Source organism: uncultured Ruegeria sp., from assembly GCF_947497005.1.
Taxonomy (GTDB): Bacteria; Pseudomonadota; Alphaproteobacteria; order Rhodobacterales; family Rhodobacteraceae; genus Ruegeria.
Genome location: NZ_CANMFF010000005.1, coordinates 168,743 through 186,038, shown reverse-complemented (window position 1 = coordinate 186,038; position 17,296 = coordinate 168,743). Strand labels below are relative to the sequence as shown.

General features: G+C 57.3%; 12 protein-coding genes. 5 read left to right on the top strand and 7 right to left on the bottom strand.

The features are described 5' to 3' along the window. Positions 1–17: 17 nt before the first annotated feature. The 6 genes from Q0816_RS09265 to Q0816_RS09240 all read right to left on the bottom strand — a co-directional run bounded on the left by Q0816_RS09265 (position 18) and on the right by Q0816_RS09240 (position 7,189). Complete coding sequence (locus Q0816_RS09265) at positions 18–1,322, bottom strand: FAD-binding oxidoreductase (protein ID WP_298849707.1); 1,305 nt, start codon at positions 1,320–1,322, stop codon at positions 18–20. Beyond that, positions 1,319–1,993 (bottom strand): TetR/AcrR family transcriptional regulator, encoded by a 675-nt coding sequence (locus Q0816_RS09260; protein ID WP_298849705.1) that lies wholly within the window; start codon positions 1,991–1,993, stop codon positions 1,319–1,321. Before Q0816_RS09260 ends, Q0816_RS09265 begins: the two co-directional genes overlap by 4 nt. Further along, a complete protein-coding gene (locus tag Q0816_RS09255; protein WP_298849703.1) occupies positions 1,994–3,538 on the bottom strand; it encodes a trimethylamine methyltransferase family protein in 1,545 nt (514 codons plus the stop codon). A 2-nt stretch (positions 3,539–3,540) separates the two neighbouring features. After that, entirely contained in the window at positions 3,541–5,943 is a 2,403-nt protein-coding gene (locus Q0816_RS09250) for an FAD-dependent oxidoreductase (protein WP_298849701.1), read from the bottom strand. Between the two features lie 100 nt (positions 5,944–6,043). Then, a complete protein-coding gene (locus Q0816_RS09245) occupies positions 6,044–6,673 on the bottom strand; it encodes a glutathione S-transferase family protein (protein ID WP_298849699.1) in 630 nt (209 codons plus the stop codon). An 18-nt stretch (positions 6,674–6,691) separates the two neighbouring features. After that, a complete protein-coding gene (locus Q0816_RS09240; RefSeq protein WP_298849697.1) occupies positions 6,692–7,189 on the bottom strand; it encodes a class I SAM-dependent methyltransferase in 498 nt (165 codons plus the stop codon). Positions 7,190–7,422: 233 nt separating this feature from the next. Between Q0816_RS09240 and Q0816_RS09235 the strand changes: the two genes are divergently transcribed. From Q0816_RS09235 to Q0816_RS09215, 5 genes are read left to right on the top strand one after another with little or no spacing between them, the layout of a single operon-like run. Next, a complete protein-coding gene (locus Q0816_RS09235; protein WP_298849695.1) occupies positions 7,423–9,195 on the top strand; it encodes an ABC transporter ATP-binding protein in 1,773 nt (590 codons plus the stop codon). 46 nt (positions 9,196–9,241) lie between these two features. Then, the gene (locus Q0816_RS09230; protein WP_298849921.1) at positions 9,242–11,101 is read left to right on the top strand and encodes an ABC transporter substrate-binding protein; all 1,860 of its coding nucleotides are present in this window, start codon (positions 9,242–9,244) and stop codon (positions 11,099–11,101) included. A gap of 14 nt (positions 11,102–11,115) precedes the next feature. Beyond that, a complete protein-coding gene (locus Q0816_RS09225) occupies positions 11,116–12,144 on the top strand; it encodes an ABC transporter permease (RefSeq protein WP_298849693.1) in 1,029 nt (342 codons plus the stop codon). Beyond that, positions 12,141–13,295: an ABC transporter permease gene (locus Q0816_RS09220; RefSeq protein WP_298849691.1), complete on the top strand. Its 1,155-nt coding sequence runs from the start codon at positions 12,141–12,143 to the stop codon at positions 13,293–13,295. Before Q0816_RS09225 ends, Q0816_RS09220 begins: the two co-directional genes overlap by 4 nt. Continuing rightward, a complete protein-coding gene (locus Q0816_RS09215) occupies positions 13,292–14,647 on the top strand; it encodes a CoA transferase (protein ID WP_298849689.1) in 1,356 nt (451 codons plus the stop codon). Before Q0816_RS09220 ends, Q0816_RS09215 begins: the two co-directional genes overlap by 4 nt. Positions 14,648–14,734: 87 nt before the next feature. On the opposite strand, the gene Q0816_RS09210 is transcribed toward Q0816_RS09215, so the two are convergent. Continuing rightward, complete coding sequence (locus Q0816_RS09210; RefSeq protein WP_298849687.1) at positions 14,735–17,110, bottom strand: mechanosensitive ion channel family protein; 2,376 nt, start codon at positions 17,108–17,110, stop codon at positions 14,735–14,737. Positions 17,111–17,296 lie beyond the last annotated feature (186 nt).

Sequence of the window (17,296 nt, the reverse complement as noted above, 5' to 3'; positions counted from 1 at the left end):
CTGTTCGTGTAACTGGGCTAGCCCAGAACCGAAAAACTGCTTTCTTCATTGATCGGACGTTTGCGCGAGTAGAAACCCACGTTGATGGTCCGCTTGATGTATGGCAGTTCGAACTGCAAAGGCTCTGCGTCGTGATCGGCCCCTTCTTCGCAATACCCGATCAGCGCAGCCATCATCTTGCCTGCAATTGGCGCGTTTTTGTACTGGTTCCCGCTGGAACCACAGGCCATGTAGAACCCAGGTAAGTTGGATTTGTCGTAGATCGGAATCCAGTCGGTCGAGGCATCATAAAGATCTACAACACCGCGTGTCTTTGAAGGAATGCCCAGGCTGGGAACACGCTGGGCGTATCGCATCGCCTGTGTCGTCCACTGATCTGTGAAATCGTGATTGTAGTTCACGTCATCCTCACACCACTGATGCGGATCACATTCCGGGTCTTCCGACCCGACTAGAATGTGATTGCCGTGTTCCGGGCGACAGTAACAGGCGATGTCGCTGTCCGAGACAATGGTTCCGTCATTTTCAAAGTCGAACCCTTCCGGGGCAGGAACATGCACGACCTCTTGCCGCAAGGGACGGGTTTTGATGGTCATATCATCCAGGACACCGGCCATCTCGTTGATGATCGCCGAACCGGGTCCGGCCACGTTGACGACAACCTTGGCACGGATTTCCTCACCCGTCGCCAGTTTGACACCAGACACGCGTCCGCTTTCAGTCAGAATTTCCGTAACTTCGGCTCCGGTACGCACTTCGGCCCCGCGCTGTTTCGCAGCATCCATCAGATTTTGCGCCGACAACGCCGGGTCGGTGACATACCCCGCCTGGGGCCAATATACGCCGCCCGTCATCTTGCGCCCGTTGGGTTGACCGAATTCCGGATCATCCATACGACGCGCCGGTGCAAAGCTGTCCAGCGAATAGACCGGCAAGCGTTCCACCACTTTTTCTCCCGACCATTCCTCGAACGGGCAATCCAAATCGGACGAATTTCGCATGTGCTTTTCCAACATGCCATTCGCTTCGGTTTTCATGACCAGGCAACCGGTTTCGCGGAACTGAGCAATGTCCGCATCTTCAGGCAAGCCAAGATACTCAGCCCAGTCGCGCCAGTAGTGGTAGCCTTCCCACGCAAACGCGGTTCCGTCGAAGGTGGAATAGTGCATTCTGATAATCGCGCAAGATCCGGCCGTTGAGCCGTGCCCGACCTGAGAGTTCCGGTCCAGTGACAGGGTTTTCCACCCCGCCTTGGACATCTCGAACGCAATGGCTGCGCCGATCACACCGGTGCCTATGATGATTGCGTCTGTTTGGCTCATGTCGGGGCTCCTTTCCAATGGCGCAGGGAATATGCACTGAACTCTTCAATTTCTTCGGGTTTCGGTTCGACGCCGGTAAAGGCGTAGAGATAATGCGGCACCATCGAGATCCGCGTCTCAATGGCTTCGTTCAATTGCGCCAGATCGTAACCAATCTGCATGTAGTACAGCACGCGTGCCCGGGTTTCGGCTTCGATCCCGGAATAGCCGAAGCGCGCGAACATGGCGTGCAGCGCCTCAAGCCTGCGTGTGTCCGATTGGTCCAGCGCCCGCCGCACTTTGCCTGATTTGCGCGCCCAATCGCGCACGGCAAAGTCCAGTGCAGTATCAAACAGATCGGTGTTCACCACACAGCGATGCACGTTACAAACGGCCGCCGTGATCGTCTCGGCCGGGGCTGCGGCCTGCGCAACCAAAGCAGCCGTGTTGGTCGCCTGCCAGCGGGCCAGCAGCGCATCCAGCAACTCCTGTCGGGATTTGAAGTACCAGTAGAAGGACGAGCGTGAAACGGCCATCCGTTCGGCCAGGTTCAAAACCTTGATCTGGTCTACTCCGTCCGAAATCAACACATCCATTGCCACATTCAGCCAGTCGTCACGAGTGACCTTAATGTTACCAATCAGCGGTTCAGCCTCAGGGTCATCACGATGAAGGATCGGTTTGGTATTCATTCAACTCTCCGGAGGTGCACCGCCCTCGGCGGTACGACGGGCAATGAAATCATGTAAGTCGCCTACTCGATCATTGTCGATGGCGGGCGCTTTGAATTCGTTCAGAATGCCCTTCCAAACATCTGTTGCCCGATGATTTGCGTCCACTGACCCACGTTCGGCCCATGTGCCGAAGTTGGCGTAATCATGGACATGTGGTTGATAGAACTCAGTGTTGTAGCGCTCCATTGTCTGGCTTGTGGCAAAGAAGTGACCGCTGGGATCAACCTCACGTAATGCGGTGTCAAAGCCAATCTCTGACGTACCCGCCTGCGCGCCCGAGCAGAGCTCCGCGACCATATTCAGCACTTCTGCATCGCAAACCAGCTTCTCAAACGACACGGTCAGTCCACCTTCCAACCAGCCAGCCGAGTGGATGATCACTGTGGCCCCGGCCATCAGGCATCCCCATAGGCCGAACTGGTTCTCATTCGCCGCTTGTACATCGTTGACATTCGATGCTGATCCGGCAGCCGACCGCCATGGCAAACCAAGATGCCGCGCCAATTGGCCCGCCGCCAGTGACGCCTGAAAATGCGATGGCGTCCCAAAGGCTGGTGCGCCGGACTTCATGTCCACATTGCTGGTGAACGTTCCATAGCAGACCGGGGCACCCGGCTTGGCCAGTTGCGTCAAAGTCAGTGCAGCAAGGGCCTCGGCATGGGACAAAGTAATCGCCCCGGCCACCGTAATCGGTGCCATCGCCCCCATCAGGGTAAACGGAGTGATGATCGACATCTGACCGTGACGGGCGAAATCGATCAGACCTTGTGCCATTGGAATATCCAACGTGCGCGGGCTATTGGTGTTGATGATCGTGTAGCAATGCGCGTTGGTGCGGAATTCATCATCCGAGAGGCCACGCGCTGTGGACAGCATCTCAAAGCAATCCATGACCTGCGGTGTTCCGCGCGAGAAGAAAAACGGGAACTTGTCCGTTAACTCCATCTGCGCCTGCGTTGTGAAGTAGTGGCGCAGATGGGTCGGCACGTCCTGCGGCTCGACCTGGGGCGAGATCATTTGGAAAACATCAAAATGATGCGTAAGTTTCAAAAACTCTAGATAATCCTGACCCGTCGCCGGTCGCCGACCGCGTTCAAGATCGGTGGCGTTCGGGGCGCCAGCCCCCGGTTGAAATACCAGAGAACCCAGTTCCAGAGTGAAATCCCGACGCCGCGCACCGGCGCGACAGGCGATGGATTTTGGGGCTGAGGCGACAGCGGCCTCGACCATATCACGCCCGATGAAGACCATTTCGCTGTCTTCATCCACCCGAGCACCGCCCAGCTTGAACAGTTTCCGCGCCTCGGGAAGCAGGGTTTTTACGCCCAAATCCTCTAACGTGCGCAAGGCGGTCTCATGCATGTCCGCGATTTGATCTGCCGGAAATACTTCCATCAACGGGAAAGGATTCCTGAGCTGGCGATAGTTCACATCGCGGCCGGGCGGCGGGGAGGCTTCAGCCCCCCGCCCTCGCCGTCGACGCCCTCGGTCTTGAGCTGTCATCATCAACCTCGCATTGCTTTGCCCTGTGGGTCATAGGGCGATGGCACAATCACGCGCGCCGGGCGTTCCACGCCAACCACGTGGACGGACAGTTCCGTGCCCGGTTCGGCTTTGTCGCGATCAATCAGGGCCATCGCCAGAGACTTGCCGATATAGTGCCCATAGCCACCCGAGGTTACGAACCCAACGCGTTCGCCATTGGCCCAGATCGGCTCATATCCACTGGCATCTGCGTCCAACGCATCAATTTCCAGTGTCGCTTGTACCTGCGCCGGACCGTTGCCATCACGCTCGGCAAGCGCGCCCTCCTTTCCAACAAAATCCTTGCCCCAGTCGATCCAGCGATCCATTCCGGTCATGCCCGGTGTGTAGGCCTGCGTGAATTCCGCCGACCATATACCAAAGCTTTTCTCAAGCCGTGTTGAGAGCATCGCATTGAAGCCACACTCGCGGATGCCTTCCTCGGCCCCGGCTTCCAGCAATATGCGGCGCAGCTTGATGTGGTCGCCATAACGGCAGTTGATCTCGTATCCTTTTTCGCCGGTCACCGACATGCGGGCAACGCGAGCCCGAACAAGGCCGATATCAAAATCGCCACAGCCCATAAACTTCAGGTCCGAGATATCCTGTTCAGCCAGTTTCTCGACCACCGCCTGTGATTTCGGCCCGACCACGGCAAAGCCGCAGTATTCCTCGCCCAAATCACGGATATTGACCCCGTCTACCATGTGGTCGTCGAACCAGCGCATATGCCAGGCGCGCAGATAGTAACTGCCCATGATCCACCAGGTCCCGTCGCCCCAATTGAGTACGGTCAGGTCACCTTTCAGACGGCCATCCTCACCCAGCATCGGGGCAAGCTTGGCGCGGCCCGGGCCGGGCAGTTTCGACGCCATGACATTGTCGAGCCAGGCTTCAACATTCGGGCCGGACACCTCGAACCGCGAAAACCCCGAGATATCCATCAGACCCACGCCTTCTCGGATTGTCCTGCATTCCTCGGCCACGATTTCATGCGCGTTCGATCGCTTGAGCGTTGGTGTTTCCTCGAACCCTTTCGGCGCAAAATACAAGGGCACTTCCAGGTCCCAGCTGACGCCCCATTTGCACCCCGCCTCGGTCATCGCATCATGCGCTGGCGCCATCTTCAGCGGGCGGCCAGCTGGCAATTGCTCGTTCGGATAGGTCATCACGAAACGGCGGGAGTAAAACTGCCCCGTAGTCTCGCGAATATACCGCTTATTTTGTGCAAAACCGCCATAGCGGGCCACGTCCATCGGCCAGGCATCGGCCTCAGGCTCGCCGTGGATCATCCATTCGGCCAGCGTCTTGCCAACGCCGCCGCCCTGCAGGAAGCCCGCCATGACCGCACAGGCCGTCCAGTAGCCGCGCTTGCCTGGGACAGGCCCCACCAGCGGGTTGCCGTCGGGCGAGAATGTAAACGCCCCATTCACCCATGTCTTGATGCCAACATTCTGGATCGAAGGGTAACGTTCAAAGCCCAGCGTCAACTCGTTCTCGATCCGGTCGAGCTGTTCCTGAAACAGCTCTTCCCCATAGTTCCAAGGCGCGCCGCCCATGGCCCAGTGTTCGTGATCGACTTCGTAAATGCCGACCAGAACGCCTTTCTGGTCCTGCCGCATATAGGTGAACCCTTCGAGGTCCACGGTCATCGGCATCTCGAAATCTGCCTGCGCAACTTCCGGCACGGTATCAGTGATCAGATAGTGGTGCTTCAAAGGCGAGACCGGCAGCTCGACCCCAGCCATGCGACCCACCTGCTTGGCCCACAGGCCTGCGGCGTTGACCACATGCTCACAAGAAATTGTGCCCTTGTCGGTCACAACCTGCCAGCCGTCATCGGTCTGGACCAGCTCCTCGACCTTGGTTTCTTCGTAATACTCCGCGCCACGCTTTTTGGCCGCTGTCGCATAAGCCTGAACTGTGCCGGTCGTATCGATATAGCCCTCACGGTCTGCCCACATCGCACCCAAAACACCATCCGTCGACATGATCGGGCAGCGCTTCTGCGCTTCTTCCGGCGACAGCAATTCGCAGTCGTCAATGCCGATGGACTGGAAGATGCGGTAGTTGGCCTGCAACCATTCCCAACGTTCGGGTGTTCCAGCCAACGTCAGGCCGCCAGTCATGTGTAAACCGATATTCTGGCCGGATTCCTTCTCAATCTCGCTGAGCAGGTCAATGGTGTAGGCCTGCAACGAGGCCATGTTCGGGTCAGCGTTCAAGGCATGAATGCCCCCCGCCGCGTGCCAGGACGAACCCGACGCCAACCGCCGCCGCTCTAGCATGACCACATCGGACCAACCGAACTTGGCCAGGTGATACAAAACCGAGGCACCTACGACGCCGCCTCCGATGACCACTACGCGATATTGGGATTTCATCCCGACCTCCCTGAAAAGATTCTAAGGAGACGCTAGTAGCACTGTTCAGTTCTGTCTAGACATTTCTGTACAGTGATGTCCACGGCACAGCAAGGCATGTTTACAGGTTTGCGCTAGGGCGAGACTGGATAGCCTGGAACCACTCCAGTGAAGCGGTGTTGTTTTCCGGGATCCGCATCTTGATGACGCGGGCGAAATCGACAAAAACGAAAGTCGAGATATCCGCCAAAGAAAAAACATCGCCCGCGATAAACGGGCTTTCTGTCAGACGCGTTTCAAGCATTTCAAAAAACGATGTTACACGCTTGCGCCCGCGCTGTGCCAGTTCGGGGATCTGCGTGTGATTAGACGGGCCGGGAATCGCCCGGTCCTTGAAGGCCGGATGGCTGTTGCGCAACGCTTCGCCTATGGGGGCACCACCCTGCTGCTCGACAATCGCGTTCCACATCAGAACCAACCCTTTTTCATCAGGGGTTCGGCCCATCAGAGGCGGTTCGGGAAACCGGGCTTCCAGAAAAGCCGCGATTGCCAGATTCTCAGTCAGAACGATGCCGCCATCCGTCACCAGAACCGGTACCGTCGCCCTTGGGTTCACAGCGCGAAAGCTCTCGCTCAATTGCTCGCCTTTGGCAATCGAGATTTCGCGCGTTTCGATGCCCAGCCCTTTTTCGGCAATGAACATCCGCGCACGGCGCGGGTTCGGAGCAGTGGAACAATCGTAGAAAATCATACCTGTGCCCCTTTGCGGTCAGCGGCGATAGATAAAGCAGCGCCCTTCAACGGCGCCATAGGGCAGCGGGAATTCGGTCAACTGCTCGAAATACATCCGGTCACTGGACACCATCAGACCACCCGGTGCGATCAAGGGCTCGATAAGTGGAGACACAAACCGTGCGAACTTGTCGTTCTTTTCGCGGTTGTGCCCGCCAAGATCAGCGTGGATCAGGCTGGCTGACGCGCCAAAACGCTCGACCGACGCAGGCAGGGTTTCCCGCACATCGCCCAGAATCACGCGATCCTCGGGCGGGGTCGAGTCGGGGTGCGAGGCCACTGCACGCTCAAACACATAGACCGGACGGTCATCCATATGCTGCACAAGATGGTGATAGGTGCGCCCGTTGCCCAGGCCCAGTTCGAACACCGGGCCAGACATGCCGGCCGTTTGCTCAATCGCGTGATCCAGACAGGCACGTTGCGATACCATGCGATCGATGAACAGATCAAGACGGCTTTGATTCTCGGACACCGGCAAATATCTCCTTGATACCAGTCGAAAGCATAGATGCGCCCGACGCAGCCCTTGATGACAAATTCTCAAGACTTTGTGTAGCGAGGAAGCCAAAAGTTTCACATTATCGCGACATTTCAGCCTAAGAACGGGTTTGACTAGACGGGCGGAACCGCGCGACACTGACGAAAAAATCACGGGGAGTTGAAATAGCCGATGTCATCGAACGGTCCAACGGGTGGAAAGCCCGCATGAGCGCGTTGTTGTCCGTGAGAGACCTCAGCATCGGCTTTGGTACGGGCAATTCCGTGGTCACGGGTGTCAACTTCGACGTGAAAGCCGGACAAACCCTGGCCCTGGTCGGTGAATCGGGGTCAGGTAAGACTATCACGTGCCGCGCAGCTTTACGTATCCTGCCCCGAACGGCACAGATCCGCAGCGGCTCGATTACCCTGACTGATTCCAAAGGCACATGTGACCTGACAACAGTGTCAGAACGTGAACTGCGCAAAATTCGCGGCAATCGGGTTTCGATGATCTTTCAGGAACCAATGCGGTCACTGTCCCCCCTTCACAAGATCGGCAATCAAGTCAGCGAGGTCCTGTGGCTGCATCGCGGGCTGTCCGAGTCTGAGGCACGCAAACAGGTTCTGACCCAATTTGAGCGCGTAGGCTTTCCTGACCCGCAACGCGCCTATGATTCCTATCCGTTCGAGCTGTCGGGCGGCATGCGCCAGCGCGCCATGATCGCCATGGCCATGGTTTCCAAGCCTGAGTTGCTGATCGCGGACGAACCAACCACCGCGCTGGACGTGACCACGCAAGCGCAGGTGCTTGGTCTGATCAAAGAACTGCAGCGCGAAACCGGCATGGCACTCATTCTGGTGACCCATGACTTGGGCGTGGTCGCCAACATGGCCGAGCAGGTCGTTGTGATGCACAAGGGTCGCATCATGGAGGCGGGCGCTGCCGCGCCAATCCTGACCGCCCCGGCGCACGCCTATACAAAGCAGCTGTTCGATGCCGCGCCGGAAATTCCGGATCAGGATGCCGTGGGCATCCCGATGCCGAACGAGGATCTGATCCTACAAATGAAGGGCGTGTCCAAGACATATACCATGCGGTCCAGCAAAGGGTGGCAGGCCGACAAAGCGATCTATGCATGTCGCGGCGTTGACTTGAACCTGGCTCGTGGCAAGACGCTGGCCATTGTTGGTGAAAGCGGATCAGGAAAGACGACAGCGGCCCGCATTGCATTGGGTGCTGAATTGCCCGACCCTGGGGGTGAAGTTCTGTTTCGAACTGCGCCCGACGCCGATCCGATCACGGTGCACAGCATGACCCGTGCTCAGCGCACAGCCTTTCAGCGCAAGGCGCAGATGGTGTTTCAGGACCCCTATAGCTCGCTCAGCCCCCGAATGCGCATTCAGGACGCCATGACCGAGCCGCTCGAGATCCACCGTATCGGCACAACTGCGGAACAACGCGACAAAGCCGCCGAGATGTTGCAGCGTGTCGGTTTGACAGAAGACATGTTGAAACGTTATCCGCACGCCTTTTCCGGCGGCCAGAGACAGCGCCTGTCCGTCGCACGCGCCATGATGCTGGACCCGCAATTGATCGTTTGTGACGAACCTACTTCGGCTCTGGACGTGTCGGTTCAGGAACAAATCCTGACATTGCTGGAAAACCTGCAGGACAGCCTGAACCTTTCCTATCTGTTCATTTCACACGATCTGGCCGTTGTGGCACGGATCGCTGATGAAGTTGCCGTCATGCGGCGTGGCCTGATTGTCGAACAGGCACCGCCCGAAACTCTTTTCTACAATCCGCGCCATCCTTACACCAAGGCGCTGATTGCCGCTCAACCCGAACCCGACATCAATCGCCCGATTGACCTGCAATTGGTTTCTCTGGGCGCCGGCGCGCCGGACAGTTGGGATGAAGCCTTTCGTTTCTCGGACACCGTGATACCCTCACTGGTGGAATTGGAACCGGGCCATAAGGTACGTTGCCATGTTTAAGACCACTTGCCCCTTGCTGCTGGCCGTTTCGCTGGCTTTATCCGGGATGCTGCCCGCGGCGGCGGAAACAATCCCGGCACCTCAGGAAAGCACCTTTTGGAGCGCCGAAGTTGAAAGCGGCAATCTTCCGCCCGTGCAGGAACGCTTGCCGAAGGATCCGTTGATTGTTGATCTATCCGCAAAAGGACGGGAATTCGGAACACCGGGTGGAACCCTGCGCACCATGGTCACACGATCCAAAGACATCCGACAGATGGTTGTTTATGGCTATGCCCGGCTGGTCGGCTTCAACCAGGATTACGAAATTATCCCCGACCTGCTGGCCTCGTTTGAAAATGAGGACAATCGCAGGTTCACCCTGAAACTGCGCGAAGGACACAAGTGGTCGGACGGCTCGCCCTTTACGTCGGAAGACTTCCGCTATTGGTGGGAAGATGTTGCCAATAACGAATTGCTCAGCCCGTCGGGCCCGCCTGATTTTCTGATCGTCGAAGGCAAGGCACCCAAAGTCACGTTCCCGGATGAAACCACGGTGATCTTCGAATGGGATGACCCAAACCCGGATTTCCTGCAATCACTGGCCCAGGCGCGACCGCCCTTTATTTACCGGCCGGCCGGGTTTCTGAAACAATATCACGAGAAATACGCAGACGCCGAAGAGCTTGCCTTTCAGGTTGACGATGCAAGGGTCAAAAGCTGGGCAGCGCTGCACAACAAGCTGGACAATCTGTATAAGTTCGACAACCACGAACTTCCGACGTTGCAGCCATGGCTAAACGCAAGCTCGGGCAAGAAGATCCGCCACAACTTTGTCCGGAACCCGTATTATCACCGCATCGACAGCAAGGGGGTACAACTTCCCTATATTGATGTGGTCGAGATGGAGATCGTCGCCTCTGGTCTTGTTGCCGCCAAAACCAACGCTGGTGAAAGCGATCTGCAAGGTCGCGGACTTGCTTTCCGGGATGCATCAATTCTGAAAAAAGGTGAAGCGCAAGGTGGATACAAGACGCTGTTGTGGAAAACCGGCGTAGCGTCGCAGATTGCGATCTATCCGAACCTCAACTTCGCCGATGACGCCTGGCGCAATGTGTTGCGTGACGTACGTGTGCGGCGCGCCTTGTCGCTGGCCATTGACCGGCAAACCATCAATCAGGCCCTGTACTTTAAACTTGCGCATCCTGGCGCGATGTCGGTTCTGCCCGCCTCGCCCTTCTATGATGAGGAGAATGCCAAGGCCTGGGCGCAGTACGATATCGATCAAGCCAATGCGCTTCTGGATGAGGCCGGTTTGGACCAGCGCGACAAAAACGGCATTCGCCTGTTGCCAGACGGTCGCCCGATGGAACTGGTGATCGAAACCGCAGGTGAGCGGCAGGAGGTCGAAAACGCCTTGCAAATCGTCACGGACACATGGCGCGAAATCGGCGTCAAACTGATCATGCGCCCGCTGGATCGCGATATCCTGCGCAACCGTGTTTTTGCGGGCAACTCGATGGCGTCCGTCTGGTTTGGTTGGGATGACGGGATTCCGCAGGCGCACACATCGCCAGCCTATCTGGCCCCAACAGATCAGGTCTTTCTGGCCTGGCCAAAATGGGGGCAGTACTATCAGACCGGTGGAGAAGTAGGCGAAGCCCCCGATTTGCCAGAAGCTGAACGTCTGATGGAGTTGGCGCATGAATGGCAAATCGCCAAGACCGATGAAGACCGCGAGGCTGTCTGGACCGAGATGTTGAACATCCATGCGGACCAGCTCTATGCCATCGGCATTTTGAACGGAGCACCGCAACCTGTTGTCGTGTCAAACCGCCTGCGCAATGTACCGGAACAAGCCATGTGGGCTTGGGAACCCGGTGCACATTTCGGCGTCCACCGCCCGGACGAGTTCTTTTTCGCCGACTAAGCAGGAGCAGCTAAATGGTCATGCTGCGCTATGCGGTGTATCGCTTTTTCACGATGCTGCTGACGTTGTTGGTGGTCTCGGTTCTGGTTTTTGTAATCATCAACCTTCCGCCCGGCGATTACCTGAGCAACCAGATCGCCGAACTTCAGGCCTCGGGTCAGTCGGCAGGCGTCGCAAAGGCAGAATTCCTGCGTGCTGAATACGCGCTGGATCGCCCCATGTGGGAACAGTATCTGATCTGGGCTGGCTTCTGGCCCGGGCCGCACGGGTTTTCCGGGTTGATTCAGGGCAATTATGGCTGGTCCTTCGAATTCGACCGCCCTGTATCCGAAATCGTCGGTGATACGCTTTGGCTGACAGTTGTCGTCAATCTGGCCGCAATCCTGTTTGTCTATGCCGTAGCCCTGCCCCTGGGCGTCCTGGCAGCAGCGCGGTCGCGGACATGGATCGACTATACCTCGGCTTTCGTGGGGTATCTGGGCTTGGCGACACCCAACTTTCTGCTGGCGCTGATCCTATTTTACTATGGCCACCAGTATTTCAACCTGCCAATCGGGGGCCTGATGGATCCCAGTTTTGAAGGTGAGCCGATGAGCTGGGCCAAGCTGAAATCCATTTTGATCCACCTGATCGTTCCAACCTTCGTCATTGGCACCTCGGGCGCATCGGCGATGATGCAGCGCCTGCGCGCGAATATGCTGGATGAGTTGGGAAAACCTTACGTGGAAACCGCCATTGCCAAGGGCATGGCCCCGTCGCGGATGCTGACCAAATACCCCCTGCGTGTGGCCTTCAACCCTTTCGTTGCGGACATCGGTAACTTGCTACCATCAATGGTCTCCGGCTCGGTTCTGGTCTCGGTTGTTCTGGGCCTGCAAACCATCGGCCCGACCCTGCTGACCGCACTGAAAACGCAGGATCAATTCCTGTCCGCGTTCATCCTGATGTTTGTCGCGCTATTGACGCTGATCGGCACGATGATCTCGGATATTCTGCTGGTGATGCTGGACCCACGCATTCGATATGAGGGGCGCGAAGCATGACCGACCGTCCTGACAACCGCTTCGTCGATGATGCGCCATTTGATCCGCAGGCCTCGATCCAGCAACTGGAGCGCGCCGATCTGGATGCCCCTAATTGGCTGCTGGTCTGGCGCAAGTTCCGTACACATAAACTGGGCCTGATCTCGGGCGTCTTCCTGTTTCTGTGCTATGTGATGTTGCCCTTTGCAGGTTTCATTGCTCCCTATGGGCCAAATGACCGCAACGGAGAACATCTTTACGCGCCGCCTCAATCCGTAAACTGGTTTTATGAAGGCAAGTTCGTCGGCCCCCATGTCTATCCAATCGTCGCAGAAGCGGATCTGGAAACGTTCCAGTGGAAGTTCGTCCCTGACACCGACGACCCACGTCCGATCAGGTTCTTTTGTGAAGGTTCTGAGTATCGTCTGGCCGGATTGGTCAAGGTAGACACGCATCTCTTTTGCGCACCGGACGGTGCCACCCTGTTCCTTTGGGGCTCTGACCGGTTGGGCCGCGACATCTTCAGTCGTATTCTCTATGGCGCACAGCTGTCTCTGACTGTGGGTTTGATCGGTATCTCGGTGTCTTTCTTTCTTGGCATCCTATTCGGTTCGGTGGCTGGCTATTTCGGCGGGCGTATCGACTGGACCATCAACCGGGTTATCGAAATCCTGCGTTCGCTGCCTGAATTGCCGCTGTGGCTGGCCCTGTCCGCCGCCGTGCCTTCGAACTGGAGCCCGGTCGCGGTATTTTTCATCATTTCGATCATCCTGGGCATCCTTGATTGGCCGGGGCTGGCGCGATCCGTACGCGCCAAATTCCTGTCGCTGCGTGAAGAGGAATATGTCCGCGCGGCCGAGATGATGGGCGCAAGCTCAGGTCGGGTGATCCGCAAGCATCTGCTGCCGAACTTCATGTCGCACCTGATCGCGTCGGCCACTTTGTCGATCCCAGCCATGATCCTTGGGGAAACCGCACTCAGTTTCCTTGGTCTCGGCTTGCGTGCGCCTGCCGTCAGCTGGGGTGTGATGCTGAACGACGCGCAGAACCTCGCTTCGATCGAGATCTACCCGTGGACGGCCATCCCGATGCTACCGATCATCGTCATTGTGTTGGCGTTCAACTTCCTGGGTGACGGGCTCCGCGACAGTCTGGACCCCTATCAGCAATGAGCCTTCTGGCCACTCTTCCCGCTGCCAACAGCTATCGCAGAAATGGCGCAGGCGCTCTGCCAAGCGTCTTCGCCGTTTCTGAACTGGCGACCGCGAGTTTTGCAACCGTGGGCCAGGAAATGGCCCGGCTGGTGCAGGCGCTCAACCTATCCTCAAAAACACCTGAGATCACCATTGATCACCGGTTGGCATCTTTATGGTTCGGCTATTCATTCAAACCGGACGGATGGGAAATGCCTAGCCTGTGGGATGCGGTCGCGGGCGATTACAAAGCTGCCGATGGCTGGATCAGGTTGCACACGAACCTGCCTCGTCATCGCGCTGCTGCACTGAAAGTCCTTGGCGCCCCGCCAGAGCGTGAGGCCGTGGCAAAAGCAGTCAGGTCCTGGGCAGTATCGAATCTGGAAACGGCAGTCATAGCCGAAGGTGGGGTCGCAGCGGCCATGCGCAGCCGGGCAGAGTGGCTCGATCATCCGCAAGGACGTGCCGTGTCGCGCGACCCGTTGATCGGCTGGCAAGGGCCACGTTATGTCAAACTGCGCGACAGGCCTCAGGCAACGGTTGAACGGCCTCTGGCAGGATTACGGGTGCTGGATCTGACACGAGTTCTGGCCGGCCCGGTTTCAACGCGTACATTGGCCGGTTTCGGGGCCGAGGTTTTGCGGATTGATCCACCCGGCTGGGATGAACCCGGGGTGATTCCGGACATCTCGCTGGGGAAACACTGCGCCTATCTCGACCTGAAATCAGAAGAAGGCCTCGGGCGTCTGCATGGGTTGATGTCGCAGGCGGATGTGTTCGTGCACGGGTACCGGCCCGGCGCGCTGGATGCTCTGGGTCTGACACGGGCCAAACGTGACGAGCTGGCTCCGAACCGGATCGAAGTCACACTGGATGCCTATGGCTGGCAAGGCCCATGGTCAACCCGGCGCGGGTTTGACAGCCTTGTCCAGATGAGCGCAGGTATCGCTCATGCCGGGATGGGTTGGGCTGGCGCGGACAAACCAACCCCCCTGCCTGTTCAGGCTCTGGATCACGCGACAGGATATCTGATGGCAGCCGCTGCGCTATCGGCACTGGCCGAGGCCGCAACGGGCAAGTCCGTAATGCACGCACATCTGTCCCTGGCCCGCACCGCCGAACTCCTGGCCGTACTTGGCAAGGACGATGTCGATGCAGCGCCCATCAGTCAGGTGAAGACAGATTACAACGGGGTGTCTGAGGCCTCTGGCTGGGGTCCCGGTCAGCGCCTCAACCCTGCTCTCCGGGTCGGAGCGACTGTCATGCACTGGGATTTGCCCTCGTCAAAACTGGGCACATCTGACCCTGTATGGCCCTTCCGGTCTGGCTGACCCGACCGCCGCGCGGGACGCGCGGCCTGGCCCAACGGTTTGGGCCGCGTCTCGTCAGAGACGCAATCCGAACCGGCGGGAGCGCCCCTAGCGGTCGTCGCCACCCGGCCCGATATCGTCCAGATAGTCCTCGTCAATCGCGGCCTGGGCTGCACCGGTCACGGCCTCACGCTGCTTCGGCGTCAAGTCTTCGGCTTCTTTGCCATCCGCTAACCTGACGGTGACTTCGCGATGCGCGAACCTGATGCCTTCCCGGGCAAACAACTCGCGAATATCCTGATAGACCTTCTTGCGGACCAGCCATTGATCACCCGGTTTGGTCATGAACTTGACCCGGATGATCATCGCGGAGTCCTGCATCTCGATCACACCCTGAGATTTCAGCGGCTGGATGAAATTATCCCCAATAACAGGATCGCTCAGCAGTTCCTGACCCAGCTTCTTGATCAGCTTGCGTACTTTTTCCACATCAGTGTCATAGGTCACGCGCAACGGCAGTTTCATGATCACCCAGTCACGGGAATAGTTCGTAAGGACTTTGATTTCACCAAAGGGAATCGTGTTCAGCGCACCAAGATGGTGGCGCAGTTGGAAAGACCGGACCGAGATTTTTTCGACGGTACCTTTGACATCCCCTATGTCGATGTATTCGCCTTTCCGGAAGGCATCGTCCATAAGGAAAAACGCCCCTGAAAAGATGTCTCGCACCAGGGTTTGTGATCCGAAGCCCACTGCCAGACCAACCACACCAGCGCCCGCGAATAACGGGCTGACATTGATGCCCAACTCCATGAGAACGATCAGCACGATCGTAACAACCACAACGGCCAAAATGGCGCCGCGGAACAATGGCAACAGCGTCGCCAAACGGCTTTGCCCGCCCTCACCGCCTTCGTCGCCCAGTTCGGCCTCAGTGCCGTCATCGGATTCTTCCGCGATCTTGCTGTCGATCCAGATGCGGAAGAAATGAAACAGAATGTAGCCGATAAATAAAATGACCATTACATCCAGCGCACGTTCCACCGGAAGATCCTGACTCCAGTCGGCTTCCGGATACCAAATTACAACAAGCGCATAGGCACCGATCACGAAGGCCAGAATCCCAGCCACCCGACGGGCCAGATCTTCGTAGGTCAGAAGATACTGTTTGCGTTGTTCGGCTTCGGGTGTTTCCACCGGCTCGAAATCTTCGTCCGAAGCCAAGGCTTCTTCGTTTAACTCGTCGATCATTCGGGAACGGTCAAAATACCGTTCCAGCAGATAATTCATCGCGCCATAGGCAATGACGACGGACATGAAAATCATATAGCTGCTCGCGATCAGCGGCAGCGGCGTCGGGTTCTCCAGCGCTAGATCAACGGCCAGACGGAACCAGCTGAATACGACATAGACGATGAGTGCAGGCGCCCAGCCGAAGGATAGGAACCGCGACAGCCACGAAACCTGATCGGATGGCCGCCCACCACGGATTGCGTTCGAGATCGCTCGCGCATTGAACAATATCATCAGAACATTGCCAAAGGCGCCCAGCATAGTCAGGCCGCCGTACACCATCGCGTAGACGTTGTAGTTCAGGCCAAAATCCGCAACCCAGGTCGAAAAAAGTACAACCGAAATGTCGTATGTCGCCAATGCCGAAGCCCAGATATACAATCGCTTGGCGTCCCGGTCCGAGAATGGCGGAAGGCGATATTGGCTGAGGAAAGGTGAGAGAACCATACGCCACAGATCCGAAACCGTGCGCGAAAGGAAATACGCGGTAAAGATCGCCGTTACTGTGAACTGGATCGATATATCTTCGGCTTCACCAAAGAACAGGTACCCGACAATCAGAGCCATCAACATGGCAAAAATCGTGCCCCCGATCCCCATCAGGAAGCGGAAAACAAGGAAAGGCATCTTTTCGCGATACCCTACCGGATCGTCTTTGACCCGGGCCACAACCCAACGCCGTGCAAAGCGCTTGCCATAGAGTTCGATAGAGAGCCAACGCCCAAGAAGCAGGAACAAGATGTTCCACGCCAATACCTCGGCATAGGTCTGGATGCGGCCATCTGGGCTGGTCTGGCGCAGAACATACTGCACCTCGAAGATCGAATAAGGCAGTGCCTCAAGCCGAGATAGCATCGACTCACGGAATTTCGAGAACCGTTCTTGCGCCTTCATCAACTGCGAACCGTCACCCATGGGATTGTTCGATTCGCTCGTGGCATCACCCGAGCCCGCACCCGCACCACCAGCCGTTGTCACAACCTGACCTGCGCTGTCGATGACAATCACATTTGCGCCCGCTTCGCTGGCCGCACGGATTGCGGCGGCCAGATCGCTTTCTTGCGAGGCTTCAGACGAGCTGCCCGTGCCATAGCCAGGAATCAGGGAAGTTTGCGCTGAAACGCCGACAGGAAACGCCAGAACAAAAGCCCATAAAGCCAGAAAGATTGCGGCCGGAAAGGATTGTTTCATAGGGTTTTGTATCCAGTTTTCTCGATAGCGGACAGATTACAGAAGCGTTTCAGACAGTTCAAACACTCCGGCGAAGTCACCTCAATATCCACGGTGGGCGTGTTCTTGACGCACTGCCTGGCCACAGATGTTTTCAATCTGGTAAAAATTGAATATGAACAAACGCAAGTTTCGGGCTCTGCCCTC

Coding starts and splice junctions, on each gene's coding strand:
- Q0816_RS09210 (WP_298849687.1), bottom strand. CDS start 17,110: ATGAAACAATCCTTTCCGGCCGCAATCTTTCTGGCTTTATGGGCTTTT.
- Q0816_RS09230 (WP_298849921.1), top strand. CDS start 9,242: ATGCTGCCCGCGGCGGCGGAAACAATCCCGGCACCTCAGGAAAGCACC.
- Q0816_RS09255 (WP_298849703.1), bottom strand. CDS start 3,538: ATGACAGCTCAAGACCGAGGGCGTCGACGGCGAGGGCGGGGGGCTGAA.
- Q0816_RS09245 (WP_298849699.1), bottom strand. CDS start 6,673: ATGATTTTCTACGATTGTTCCACTGCTCCGAACCCGCGCCGTGCGCGG.
- Q0816_RS09235 (WP_298849695.1), top strand. CDS start 7,423: ATGAGCGCGTTGTTGTCCGTGAGAGACCTCAGCATCGGCTTTGGTACG.
- Q0816_RS09225 (WP_298849693.1), top strand. CDS start 11,116: ATGGTCATGCTGCGCTATGCGGTGTATCGCTTTTTCACGATGCTGCTG.
- Q0816_RS09220 (WP_298849691.1), top strand. CDS start 12,141: ATGACCGACCGTCCTGACAACCGCTTCGTCGATGATGCGCCATTTGAT.
- Q0816_RS09265 (WP_298849707.1), bottom strand. CDS start 1,322: ATGAGCCAAACAGACGCAATCATCATAGGCACCGGTGTGATCGGCGCA.
- Q0816_RS09250 (WP_298849701.1), bottom strand. CDS start 5,943: ATGAAATCCCAATATCGCGTAGTGGTCATCGGAGGCGGCGTCGTAGGT.
- Q0816_RS09260 (WP_298849705.1), bottom strand. CDS start 1,993: ATGAATACCAAACCGATCCTTCATCGTGATGACCCTGAGGCTGAACCG.
- Q0816_RS09215 (WP_298849689.1), top strand. CDS start 13,292: ATGAGCCTTCTGGCCACTCTTCCCGCTGCCAACAGCTATCGCAGAAAT.